Annotated in this window: 12 protein-coding genes; 1 reads left to right on the top strand and 11 read right to left on the bottom strand. The window is 61.0% G+C overall.

Features of this window, described 5'->3' with window-relative positions; all coding sequences use genetic code 11:
* Positions 1–3 precede the first annotated feature (3 nt).
* The 9 genes from ccoG to ccoN (AB7933_RS24730) form a co-directional block, all read right to left on the bottom strand.
* Positions 4–1,419 (bottom strand): cytochrome c oxidase accessory protein CcoG, encoded by a 1,416-nt coding sequence (gene ccoG, locus AB7933_RS24770; protein WP_024076829.1) that lies wholly within the window; start codon positions 1,417–1,419, stop codon positions 4–6.
* 380 nt (positions 1,420–1,799) lie between these two features.
* Complete coding sequence (ccoP, locus tag AB7933_RS24765; protein WP_024076828.1) at positions 1,800–2,777, bottom strand: cytochrome-c oxidase, cbb3-type subunit III; 978 nt, start codon at positions 2,775–2,777, stop codon at positions 1,800–1,802.
* Positions 2,774–2,959: a CcoQ/FixQ family Cbb3-type cytochrome c oxidase assembly chaperone gene (locus AB7933_RS24760; protein ID WP_003193169.1), complete on the bottom strand. Its 186-nt coding sequence runs from the start codon at positions 2,957–2,959 to the stop codon at positions 2,774–2,776. Before AB7933_RS24760 ends, ccoP (AB7933_RS24765) begins: the two co-directional genes overlap by 4 nt.
* A gap of 6 nt (positions 2,960–2,965) precedes the next feature.
* The gene (ccoO, locus tag AB7933_RS24755; RefSeq protein WP_003193167.1) at positions 2,966–3,574 is read right to left on the bottom strand and encodes a cytochrome-c oxidase, cbb3-type subunit II; all 609 of its coding nucleotides are present in this window, start codon (positions 3,572–3,574) and stop codon (positions 2,966–2,968) included.
* Complete coding sequence (gene ccoN / locus AB7933_RS24750; protein ID WP_024076827.1) at positions 3,574–5,016, bottom strand: cytochrome-c oxidase, cbb3-type subunit I; 1,443 nt, start codon at positions 5,014–5,016, stop codon at positions 3,574–3,576. The genes ccoO (AB7933_RS24755) and ccoN (AB7933_RS24750) overlap by 1 nt, the downstream gene beginning before the upstream one ends.
* A gap of 472 nt (positions 5,017–5,488) precedes the next feature.
* Positions 5,489–6,436, bottom strand: coding sequence for a cytochrome-c oxidase, cbb3-type subunit III (gene ccoP, locus AB7933_RS24745; protein ID WP_024076826.1), 948 nt, complete (start codon positions 6,434–6,436; stop codon positions 5,489–5,491).
* On the bottom strand, positions 6,433–6,633 hold the full coding sequence (locus AB7933_RS24740; RefSeq protein ID WP_024076825.1) for a cbb3-type cytochrome oxidase subunit 3: 201 nt from the start codon (positions 6,631–6,633) through the stop codon (positions 6,433–6,435). Before AB7933_RS24740 ends, ccoP (AB7933_RS24745) begins: the two co-directional genes overlap by 4 nt.
* A gap of 3 nt (positions 6,634–6,636) precedes the next feature.
* Positions 6,637–7,245 carry a cytochrome-c oxidase, cbb3-type subunit II gene (gene ccoO / locus AB7933_RS24735; RefSeq protein ID WP_017735321.1) on the bottom strand — a complete coding sequence of 203 codons (609 nt, stop codon included), beginning with the start codon at positions 7,243–7,245 and terminating at the stop codon, positions 6,637–6,639.
* Between the two features lie 10 nt (positions 7,246–7,255).
* Positions 7,256–8,680: a cytochrome-c oxidase, cbb3-type subunit I gene (ccoN, locus tag AB7933_RS24730; protein WP_024076824.1), complete on the bottom strand. Its 1,425-nt coding sequence runs from the start codon at positions 8,678–8,680 to the stop codon at positions 7,256–7,258.
* Positions 8,681–8,759: 79 nt separating this feature from the next.
* Between ccoN (AB7933_RS24730) and AB7933_RS24725 the strand changes: the two genes are divergently transcribed.
* The gene (locus AB7933_RS24725) at positions 8,760–9,452 is read left to right on the top strand and encodes an alpha/beta family hydrolase (RefSeq protein ID WP_024076823.1); all 693 of its coding nucleotides are present in this window, start codon (positions 8,760–8,762) and stop codon (positions 9,450–9,452) included.
* Positions 9,453–9,545: 93 nt separating this feature from the next.
* Here AB7933_RS24725 and AB7933_RS24720 read toward each other — a convergent pair whose 3' ends face one another.
* Together AB7933_RS24720 and AB7933_RS24715 are read right to left on the bottom strand one after the other, a co-directional pair.
* Entirely contained in the window at positions 9,546–11,111 is a 1,566-nt protein-coding gene (locus tag AB7933_RS24720) for a methyl-accepting chemotaxis protein (protein ID WP_024076822.1), read from the bottom strand.
* A gap of 103 nt (positions 11,112–11,214) precedes the next feature.
* Positions 11,215–12,006, bottom strand: a complete 792-nt coding sequence (locus AB7933_RS24715; RefSeq protein WP_041160995.1) for a CPBP family intramembrane glutamic endopeptidase — start codon at positions 12,004–12,006, stop codon at positions 11,215–11,217.
* Between the last annotated feature and the right edge of the window lie 76 nt (positions 12,007–12,082).

Genomic DNA, 12,082 nt, shown 5'->3' with positions numbered 1-12,082 from the left:
TGGTTAACGAACCTGAGGGCCGATGAACCGGCTCTTGGCTTCAATATGCACGTTGGCGTCATCGGCATCCTTGAGGATGAAGGTCACCTCATTGGTGCTCGACGGTAACTGCTCCGGTGCGCTCGACAGTTCGACCGGCATGCTGACGATATCGCCGGCGGCCACCTTGATTTCGCGTCGGCCTTGCAGCTTGAGGTCCGGCAGACCGGCGGCGTCGAGCACGTAGGTGTGGTCGCGCTGGTCCTTGTTCATGATCTTCAGGCTGTAGACGTTTTCGATCCGGCCTTCGGCGTTTTCGCGGTAGAGCACGCGGTCCTTGCTGACGTCGAAACCTACCAGCGAACGCATGAAGAATGCCGTGGCCAACAGGCTCATCATCGCCAGCAGCACCAGCGCATAGCCGATCAGGCGCGGGCGCAGTTTGTGGGTCTTCTGCCCGGACAGGTTGTGCTCGGTGGTGTAGCTGATCAGGCCGCGCGGGTAGTCCATCTTGTCCATGATGTTGTCGCAGGCGTCGATGCACGCAGCACAGCCGATGCATTCGATTTGCAGGCCATCGCGGATGTCGATACCGGTGGGGCAGACTTGCACGCACATCGTGCAGTCGATGCAATCGCCCAGGCCCTGGGCCTTGTAGTCGGCACCCTTTTTACGCGGGCCACGCACTTCGCCACGGCGTGGGTCGTAGGAGACGATCAGGGTGTCTTTGTCGAACATCACGCTCTGGAACCGCGCGTACGGGCACATATAGATGCACACCTGTTCGCGCAGCCAGCCGGCGTTGCCATAGGTGGCGAGGGTGAAGAAACCCACCCAGAAATACGACCAGCCATCGGCCTGGCCGGTGAAGAAGTCGAACACCAGTTCGCGAATCGGCGAGAAGTAACCGACGAAGGTCATACCGGTGACAAAGCCGATCAGCAGCCACAGGGTGTGCTTGCTGAATTTGCGCAGGAACTTGTTGGCCCCCATTGGCGCCTTGTCCAGCTTGATGCGCTGGTTACGGTCGCCTTCGGTGACCTTTTCGCACCACATGAAGATCCACGTCCACACGCTTTGCGGGCAGGTATACCCGCACCATATGCGCCCGGCGTACACGGTGATAAAGAACAGGCCGAACGCCGCAACGATGAGAATGCCCGAGAGCAGGATGAAATCCTGGGGCCAGAAGGTCGCACCAAAAATGAAGAATTTACGCTCCGGAAGGTTCCACCACACGGCCTGGTGACCCCCCCAATTCAGCCACACGGTGCCGAAGTAGAGGAGGAACAAACCGGCGCCACCGAGCATACGCAAGTTGCGAAACAGGCCGGTGAAGGCACGGGTGTAGATTTTCTCTCGCGATGCGTAGAGATCGACAGGTTGATTCGAGTTTTTGGCAGGCGGGGTAACGTCATGTACCGGTATTTGGTTGCTCATCATTGCATCCCACGGCGGTGGAGATTTGCCTCGGCCAGTACGTGCCAACCGGGGTCAAATGAAGGGTGTTGCAGTGGCGTAATGATACGCCCCCGATGGTACTCCAAGGGTGCGACCTTTGGTCGCGTTGGGGGAAATCAATTGATGGTGTACGTGACCTGGATCAATTGACTTGGGAAGTATGGACGGTTTTTGCGGGGCCAGCCTTCAAAACACCGACGATCCAATGTGGGAGGGGCGGTGCGACGATTCGACTTGCCCCCGATAGCGGAGTGTCAGTCAATAAAGGTCTGACTGATCCACCGCTATCGGGGGCAAGTCGAATCGTCGCACCGCCCCTCCCACATTGGTTTTTCTGTGTTTCTAAATAACGGTCGGTATTACTGCCCTTCAGCCTTTTTATCCCCATGGGACAAGCTGTAAACATACGCCGCGAGCAAGTGCACCTTGTCGTTGCCCTGCAGTTGCTCCTGCGCAGGCATCTGGCCCTGACGGCCCCAACGGATGGTCTGCTGCAGTTGGGCGAAGCTCGAACCGTAGATGAATGCACCCGGGTGGGTCAGGTCGGGTGCGCCCATGGCTGGGGTGCCTTTACCGGCCGGGCCGTGGCAGGCCACGCAGTTGGCGGCGAAGAGTTTCTCGCCGTTGGCCGCGTCGGCTTTCACGCCTTCCGGCAGCTTGCGGCCGTCGAGGTTGGTGATGACGAACGCGGCCACATCGCTGACGCCTTGTTCCTTGAGGATATCCAGCCAGGCCGGCATGACGGCATGGCGACCTTTCATGATGGTTTCCTTGATGGTCGCCGGTTCGCCACCCCAGCGCCAATCGGCGTCGGTCAGGTTGGGGAAACCGTAGGCGCCCTTGGCGTCGGAACCGTGGCACACCGAGCAGTTGGAGGCGAACAGGCGGCCGCCCATCTTCAAGGCTTGCGGGTCCTTGGCCACTTCTTCAATCGGCATCGAGGCGAATTTGGCAAAGATCGGCCCGAACTTGGCGTCCGACTTGGCCATTTCCTTTTCCCATTCATGCACGCCGGTCCAGCCGGTCTGGCCGTTGGCGAACGGGGTTTGCTTGTCGTTGTCGAGGTAGTTGTAGCCCGGCAGCAGGCCTTTCCAATTGCCCAGGCCGGGGTACAGCACCAGGTAGCCAAGGGCGAAGACGATGGTGCCGACGAACAGCATGAACCACCACTTCGGCAGCGGGTTGTCGTACTCCTCGATGCCGTCGAACGAGTGGCCAACGGTTTCGTCCGTTTGCTCGGCGCGCTGGCCCTTGCGGGTCGACAGCAGCAGCCAGGTCAGGGCGAAGATGGTACCCAGACTGAGGACTGTGACGTACAGACTCCAGAACGTAGTCATTCTTTGTTACTCCTAGAAGCTTGCTCGACGTGCTTGATGGCTTCGGGATCATCCGCAAAAGGCAGCATGGTCGCGTCGTCAAACTCCGACTTGCGCCGCGGGCTGAACACCCACAACGCCAGGCCGATAAAGGCCACCATCACCACCACGGTGCCCAGGCCACGAATCATCCCGATATCCATGAAGAATCACCGTTTGCTTTTGATGATGGTGCCAAGGCCTTGCAGGTAGGCCACCAATGCGTCCATTTCGGTCTTGCCCTTCACGGCTGCGGCTGCACCGGCGATGTCTTCGTCGGTGTAGGGCACGCCCAGGGTGCGCAAGACTTCCATCTTCTTCGCGGTGTCCTTGCCGTCGAGCTTGTTTTCCACGAGGAACGGGTACGCCGGCATTTTCGACTCAGGCACCACGTTGCGCGGGTTGTACAAGTGCGCACGCTGCCAGTCGTCGGAGTAACGCCCGCCGACACGGGCCAGGTCCGGGCCGGTACGCTTGGAACCCCACAGGAACGGGTGGTCCCAGACACTTTCACCGGCGACCGAGTAGTGGCCGTAGCGTTCGGTTTCGGCGCGGAACGGTCGGATCATCTGCGAGTGGCAGCCGACACAACCGTTGGCGATGTAGACGTCGCGGCCTTCCAGTTCAAGGGCGGTGCGGGGCTTCATGCCTTCGACCGGCTTGTTGGTCACGTCCTGGAAAAACAGCGGAACGATCTGGGTCAGGCCGCCGATACTCACGGCGATGACCATGAAGAAGGCCAGCAGGCCGATATTCTTCTCGACTACTTCATGCTTCATCAGTGGGCTCCCACAACGACGATCTTGGCGGCGGCTTCGGCTTCTGCAGGGTCGGAAGCACGCACGGTGCGCCAGACGTTGTAGGCCATGAACAGCATGCCGGTGGCAAAGAACGCGCCGCCCAGGGCACGGACGATGTAGCCCGGGTGGCTGGCTTGCAGCGCTTCGACGAAGGAGTAGGTGAGGGTGCCGTCATCGTTGATCGCACGCCACATCAGGCCCTGGGTGATGCCGTTGACCCACATCGAGGCGATGTAGAGCACGGTGCCGATGGTGGCCAGCCAGAAGTGCGTGTTGATCAGCCCGACGCTGTGCATCTGCGCACGGCCGAAGATTTTCGGGATCATGTGGTACAGCGCGCCGATGGAGATCATCGCCACCCAACCCAGGGCGCCGGCGTGTACGTGGCCGATGGTCCAGTCGGTGTAGTGGGAGAGCGAGTTGACGGTCTTGATGGCCATCATCGGCCCTTCGAAGGTCGACATGCCGTAGAACGCCAGCGAAACCACCAGGAAGCGCAGGATCGGGTCGGTGCGCAGCTTATGCCAGGCGCCCGACAGGGTCATCATGCCGTTGATCATGCCGCCCCAGCTCGGTGCCAGCAGGATGATCGACATCGCCATGCCCAGGGACTGCGCCCAATCCGGCAACGCGGTGTAGTGCAAGTGGTGCGGGCCGGCCCAGATGTACAGGGTGATCAGCGCCCAGAAGTGCACGATGGACAGGCGATACGAGTAAATAGGACGTTCGGCCTGTTTCGGCACGAAGTAGTACATCATCCCCAGGAAACCGGTGGTGAGGAAGAAACCCACAGCGTTGTGGCCGTACCACCACTGGATCATCGCATCCGTCGCCCCGGCGTAGGCCGAGTAGGACTTGAACAGGCTGACCGGCAGCGACGCGTGGTTGACGATGTGCAGCATCGCCGTCACCAGGATGAAGGCACCGTAGAACCAGTTACCCACATAGATGTGCTTGGTCTTGCGCTTGGTGATGGTGCCGAAGAACACCACCGCGTAGGTCACCCACACGATCGCGAGCAAAATGGCGATGGGCCATTCCAGCTCGGCGTATTCCTTGGTGGTGGTGTAGCCCAGCGGCAACGTGATGCCGGCCCCGACGATCACCGCTTGCCATCCCCAGAAGGTGAACGCGGCGAGGCCATCGGAAATCAGTCGCGTCTGGCAGGTTCGCTGCACGACATAGTAGGAGGTGGCAAACAGGGCACATCCGCCGAAGGCGAAAATCACCAGGTTGGTGTGCAGCGGGCGCAGGCGGCCAAAGGTCGTCCAGGGCAAGCCGAAGTTCAATTCCGGCCAGACCAGTTGCGAGGCGATGAACACCCCGAGCCCCATGCCAAGGATCCCCCAGACCACCGTCATGATGGCGAACTGGCGGACTACCTTATAGTTATAAGCAGTCGGACTGATTGCTGTGCTCATTCTAAGGTTCCACGGTTTAGGTTTTTTTATAGGTAAAAATCGGTCGCAAGTATGGAGAAACCGAGGTGCCATTGCAACGCAAGGGTGACCTGTGTCAATGCGTTCCACGCCAGATTCTGCGCCCTTTCCATGTTTGATGTAAGGACAAAATCCGAAATGGAAAGCTGATCAAATGGACAGGAATTTTCTCAGGTCGTGGAGACTTGTTACTGGGTGTGTATGAACACGCTGCCCGGCTGACGAGTGGTCAGTGGCACGACAGCCGGTCGCTGCCAGCCTTTGCGCCTGTCGCCCTGTAGAAATGTTCAACCCAACGAGTGCAAGTCAGCCGTCGACCGGTCAATACCGATCCACTGTGGGGACAAGCGTAGACCCGAATGGCAGGAGGGGAAAGTTGTGCTTTGGAAGGGTGCGACACTTGGTCGCGTAACGGGGTAGGGCTGCCGCCCCAGGGCGGGGCGGCAGTTAACGGTTATTGAGCTTGGCTTTCTGGCTTGGCGCCATCAGCGTTATGGGACAGGCTGTAAACGTAGGCGGCGAGCAGGTGCACCTTGTCATTACCTTGCAGCACTTCCTGGGCCGGCATCTGGCCTTGGCGGCCGTGGCGAATAGTTTGCTGCAACTGCGCCAGGCTGGTGCCGTAGATATAGCCACTTGGCAGGGTCAGGTTGGGCGCGCCCATGGCTTCCATGCCCTGGCCTTGCGGACCGTGGCAGGCAACACAGGTGGTGCTGAACGTGGCTTGGCCGGCGGCCAGGTCGGCAGCGCTGTCGGCCGGCAGGGGCAGCTTGGCCAGTTCATGACGTACATAGGCGGCGACGTTTTTCACCCCCTCGTCACCCAGCATGTCACCCCAGGCCGGCATCGCCGCATGGCGACCGTTCATGATGGTGGTCTTGATTGCTTCGGCCGAACCGCCCCAGCGCCAGATGTTGTCCGCCAGGTTCGGGAAGCCAAACGCGCCCTTGGCATCCGAGCCGTGGCACACCGCGCAGTTGGATGCGAACAGGCGTCCGCCCATTTTCAGCGCTTGTGGATCTTTTGCGACGGCTTCCACCGGCATGGCCGAGAATTTGGCGAAGATCGGCCCGAACTTGGTGTCGGCCTTAGCCATTTCCTTGTCCCACTCCTTGGCCGATGTCCAGCCGCCTTCATAGCCTGGCAGCACGCCTTTCCAGTTGCCCAGGCCCGGGTAGAGGATCAGGTAGCCGACGGCAAACACCAAGGTGCCGGCGAACAGCATGAACCACCACTGGGGCAGCGGGTTGTCGTATTCCTCAATGCCGTCGAAGGCGTGGCCCATGGTCTGGTCGACACTGCCCTTGGTCTCGCCCTTGCGGGTGCCGAACAACAGCCAGGTCAGGCCGATCAGGCTGCCGAGGGTCAGTACGCAGATCCATGTACTCCAAAAGGTAGTCATGGCCGGTTGCTCCTTGTTACAGGCTCTTCTTGAGCGTCGGATGGAGAGGGTTCGTCGGCAAACGGCAGCAGGCGCGCCTGCTCGAATTCCTCATTGCGCCGGTTGTTGAACACCCACAGCGACAAGCCGATAAACGCGATAGCGACGACCAGCGTGCCGAGGCCGCGGATGGTGCCCGCATCGAATTCAAATCCCATGGCTCACCTCTTGCTCTTGATGGCAGTGCCGAGCACTTGCAGGTACGAAACCAGTGCATCCATCTCGGTCTTGCCCTTGAGGCTGGCCACGGCGCCACTGATGTCGTCGTCGGTGTAGGGCACGCCGAGGGTGCGCATCACTTTCAACTTGGTCTCGGTGTGGCTGCTGTCGACAGCGGCGGTCACCAGCCATGGGTAGGCCGGCATTTTCGACTCGGGCACGACGTTGCGCGGGTTGTACAAATGCGCGCGGTGCCAGTCGTCCGAGTAGCGCGCGCCGACGCGGGCCAGGTCCGGCCCGGTGCGCTTGGAGCCCCACAGGAACGGGTGGTCCCACACACTTTCACCGGCGACCGAGTAGTGGCCGTAGCGTTCGGTCTCGGCGCGGAATGGGCGGATCATTTGCGAGTGGCACTGTACGCAGCCTTCGCGGATGTAGATGTCGCGACCTTCCAGTTGCAGCGCGGTATAGGGCTTCATGCCTTCCACCGGTTTGTTGGTGACGTCCTGGAAGAACAGCGGGACGATCTGGGTCAGGCCGCCGATACTCACGGCCAGTACCATGAGCAGCATCAGCAGGCCGACGTTCTTTTCAATCGTTTCGTGTTTCATCATCGACTCCTCAGGCCATCTGCGCCGCAGCGGCGACTTCGGCAGGTTGTGCCGAACGCACGGTGCGCCAAGTGTTGTAAGCCATCAGGAACATGCCGCTGAGGAAGATGGCGCCGCCGACCAACCGCACGATGAAGCCTGGGTGGCTGGCCACCAGGGTTTCGACGAAGGAGTAGGTCAAGGTGCCGTCTTCGTTGACCGCACGCCACATCAGGCCCTGGGCGATGCCGTTGACCCACATCGAGGCGATGTAGAGCACGGTGCCGATGGTGGCCAGCCAGAAGTGCGCGTTGATCAGGCCGAGGCTGTACATCTGCTCGCGACCGAAGATTTTCGGGATCATGTGGTACAGCGCGCCGATGGAGATCATCGCTACCCAGCCGAGGGCGCCGGCGTGTACGTGGCCAATGGTCCAGTCGGTGTAGTGGGAGAGGGCGTTGACCGTCTTGATCGCCATCATCGGACCTTCGAAGGTCGACATGCCGTAGAACGCCAGCGAAACCACGAGGAAGCGCAGGATCGGGTCGCTGCGCAGCTTATGCCAGGCGCCCGACAGGGTCATCATGCCGTTGATCATGCCGCCCCAGCTTGGCGCCAGCAGGACCAGCGACATCACCATGCCCAACGACTGTGCCCAGTCCGGCAGCGCGGTGTAGTGCAGGTGGTGAGGACCGGCCCAGATGTACAGGGTGATCAGTGCCCAGAAGTGCACGATCGACAGGCGATAGGAATACACCGGACGCTCGGCTTGCTTGGGTACGAAGTAATACATCATCCCCAGGAAGCCAGCGGTCAGGAAGAAGCCTACCGCGTTATGCCCATACCACCACTGCACCATGGCATCCGTCGCACCGCCGTACAGCGAGTAGGACTTGGTCAGGCTGACCGGGATTTCCAGGTTGTTGACGATATGCAGGATCGCGACGGTGATGATGAACGCACCGAAGAACCAGTTGCCGACGTAGATGTGCTTGGTGTTGCGCTTGGCCACGGTGCCGAAGAACACAATGGCGTAGGCCACCCAGACAATGGTGATCAGGATGTCGATCGGCCATTCCAGCTCAGCGTATTCCTTGGAGCTGGTGTAGCCCAGCGGCAAGGAGATCGCGGCGAGCAGGATCACCAGTTGCCAGCCCCAGAAGCAGAACGCGGCGATTTTCGGCGCGAACAGCTGGGTCTGGCAGGTGCGCTGCACGGAGTAGAAGGAACTGGCGAACAACGCGCAGCCACCGAAGGCAAAGATCACCGCGTTGGTGTGCAACGGGCGCAAGCGGCCGAAGCTGGTCCAGGGTAAGTCGAAGTTGAGCGCAGGCCATACCAATTGGGCGGCGAGAAAAACCCCGAGCCCCATGCCGACGATGCCCCACACCACCGTCATAATGGCGAATTGGCGGACCACCTTGTAGTTATAGGCGGTACTTAATGTAGTGTTCATGGTTCCCCATCCACGGTTCAACCCAAGCGAATGCGGCACTTGGGCTGGAGTTATAGGCAGACTGAATAGCGAGGCAAGCATGAGCAAAGAGCACAAGGCCAGTATTGACGGGGATCAATGGGCGCAGTGTGTGCGGGAACACGGCTGGTTGTGGGACGCCGCGGCAGAGGGAGATCGGCGTGAGCCTATCACCCTGATTCTGGCCCACGGCGCCGGCGCACCGATGGACTCGACGTTCATGACCGACATGGCTGCACGCCTTGCCCTGCATGGGGTGAACGTGTTGCGCTTCGAGTTTCCCTATATGGCCCAGCGGCGCGTAGAGGGCGGCAAACGCCCGCCGAACCCGGCCGCCAAACTGTTGCAGGCATGGCGTGAGGTGCATGCCGAGGTGCGACGCCATGTCGCTGGAACACTGGCCATCGGTGGCAAGTCCATGGGCGGGCGCATGGCCAGTCTGGTGGCCGATGAACTGGGCGTCGATGGGTTGGTATGCCTGGGGTATCCGTTCTATGCGGTGGGCAAGCCGGAGAAGCCCCGGGTCGAGCATCTGGCCGGGCTGCAGACGCCGACGTTGATCGTGCAGGGCGAGCGCGATGCCTTGGGTAATCGAGTGGCGGTAGAAGGCTATGATTTGTCGCCGAGCATCGAGGTAATGTGGCTGGTGGCGGGGGACCATGACTTGAAGCCGTTGAAGGCTTCGGGGTTCAGTCATGAGCAGCATCTGGAGGCTGCGGCGGTGCAGGTTGCCCGGTTTCTCGGAGCCCTCTAGGGCCCTATCGGGGGCAAGCCCCCTCCCACACTCGACTGCGTTCCAAGGGGTGTACGCGGTAAATGTGGGAGGGGGCTTGCCCCCGATAGCGGTCTAGCGGTTAAACCGCTCGACCAGCGAGTACTGGGTATTGGCGGTATGCGTCAATTCCTCACTCAACTGCGCCGAGTTCAACGCCTGTTCCGAAGTCTGGTCCGCCAACAGCGCAATGGTGCTGATGTTGCGGCTGATCTCTTCGGCTACCGAGCTTTGCTCTTCGGTGGCGGCCGCAATCTGGGTGGTCATGTCGGTGATGTTGGCCACTGCTTCGCTGATGCCGACCAACGCCTGATCCGCTTCCATCACACGCGCCACCCCTTCTTCGGCCTGGCGATGCCCGGCGTCCATGGTTTGCACGGCGGCGGCAGCGGTTTGTTGCAGCTTGGCGATCAAGGCATGGATCTGCCCGGTCGACTCGGCGGTGCGCTGGGCCAGTTGACGGACCTCGTCGGCCACGACTGCGAAGCCACGGCCCATCTCCCCGGCACGCGCGGCTTCGATTGCCGCGTTCAGCGCCAGCAAGTTGGTCTGATCGGCGATGCCTTTGATCACATCGACGACACCGCCGATTTCATCGCTGTCCTTGGCCAGTTGGGTAACGGTCACCCCGGTTTCGCCCACGGCCAGCGACAGACGCTGAATGGCCTCGCGGGTTTCCCCGGCGATATCGCGGCCACGACCGGTCAGGCGATTGGCTTCCTGGGTCGCATCCGCCGTGCGCTGCACATGGCTGGCAACTTCCTGGGTGGTCGCCGCCATCTGGTTGACCGCGGTGGCCACCTGTTCGGTTTCCACGCGCTGGCGTTCCAGGCCGCTGGAGCTGTTATGCGCCAGGGTGTTGGACTGCGCCGCCTGGTCGTTGAGGTGTTCAGCCGTGTCCTGCAGACGCGTGAGGCAGGTTTTCAGGCGGGCTTCCTGGCTGAGGATCGACATTTCCAGTCGCGCCTGGGCGCCACGGCTGTCGGTGTACATCTGCGCGATCAGCGGGTCTGAGGTGGTCTGCTCGGCCAGGCGCAGCAGGCGCTTGAGGCCACGCTGTTGCCAACTCAGGCCCAGCAGGCCCAAGGGCACCGACAGCCCCGCCGCCAGGGCAAAGCCCCAGTGGGAATTCAGCGACGCACCGATCATGAAGCTCAACTGGCTGATCAGGATAAACGGCAGCCAGTCCTGCAACACCGGCAGCCATTTGTCCCGCTGGGGAACGGCAGACTTGCCCTGGTTGATGCGTTGATAGAGCGCTTCGGCCCGGCGGATCTGCTCGGCGGTGGGCTTGATGCGCACCGACTCGTAGCCGACCACCTGGTTGCCGTCGAAAACCGGCGTCACATAGGCGTTAACCCAGTAGTGATCACCGGTCTTGCAGCGATTCTTGACAATGCCCATCCATGGCAAGCCTTGTTTGAGCGTTGACCACATGTGCCCGAATACGGCCGCCGGAACGTCCGGGTGACGAACCAGGTTGTGCGGGGCACGCACCAGTTCATCGCGGGAGAACCCACTGATTTCGACGAAAGCGTCGTTGCAGTAGGTGATCACGCCCTTGGCATCTGTGGTGGAGATCAACCGTTGCTGAGCGGGGAAGGTACGTTCGCGCTGGGTAACGGGTTGGTTATTACGCATGATTGTTCAATCCGCAAGGCTTTCAGGGAGTATCGGCAGGAGCGGGCGCTTATTTAACTTATTTTTGCAACAATCCGCAGGAACGCCTTGCCTCCGGTAGACATCAGCCAGCCAGCATCGGATAAGTAAACAACCCGAAGTGAAGCAGGTTCAGCCCAAAGTGCGTGGCAATCGCCGCACCCAGCCCACCAAAGCGATAAGCCAGGCCGTAACCCACACCGGCAATGCTTGCCAGCAGCACCCATTGCCAGCCCGCGCCCAGGTGCACCAGCCCGAACAGCAGCGAGGCCAGCAGCAGTGCCAGGTTCTCGCCGTAGGGCAGGTGCTTGAAGCGCTGTTGCAGGCCGCCCTGAATGTAGCCGCGAAACAACGCCTCTTCCACCAAGGTCACCAACAACAGGTTATTCAATACCCACAACCACGCGTGCACCGGCCATTTCGGCGCCCAACTGATGACGCCCAGCAAGGCTGCGCCGCCGAGGGCGGCAATTGCGGTCAGGGCCAAGGCCAGGGCCGTGACGCAGATCGACAGGCGCAAGGAGCGTCGCGCCACCACCCACGGGCAGGCCAGTAACAGCCAGAAGCCGATCAGCGGTTTGTCCTGGTTCAGGTACATCGAGAAGGGCACCGCGTCGGGGGTAAAGCGTTGCGGCTCGATGGCGCGCCCGTTGTAGAAGCCCGGTAGCCAGTGCATCGCCAGGCTCAGGGCCAGCACAATGAACAAACCATGGCCGATGTAGCGTGCCCAAGGCGTGCGCTGCTGGCGCACGGCATAACCGGCAATCAGCAGCAGGGCGACGGACACCAGCGCCAGCACGCCCAGTTGCCCGTAGGCCAAGGCCAGCACATAGCCGATGGAAAGAAGCGCCAGGTACAGCCAGGGCAATGCGAGCATGGGGAGTCCTTGGAAAAAACTGGACGGCATTATAGCGATCGTCCCCTGTGGGCCACATGAAAACTGTGCCACGCAA

Source organism: Pseudomonas gorinensis (assembly GCF_042015035.1).
GTDB lineage: Bacteria > Pseudomonadota > Gammaproteobacteria > Pseudomonadales > Pseudomonadaceae > Aquipseudomonas > Aquipseudomonas gorinensis.
The sequence above is the reverse complement of the archived record's forward strand: the minus strand, read 5'-3'. Positions and strand labels throughout refer to the sequence as shown.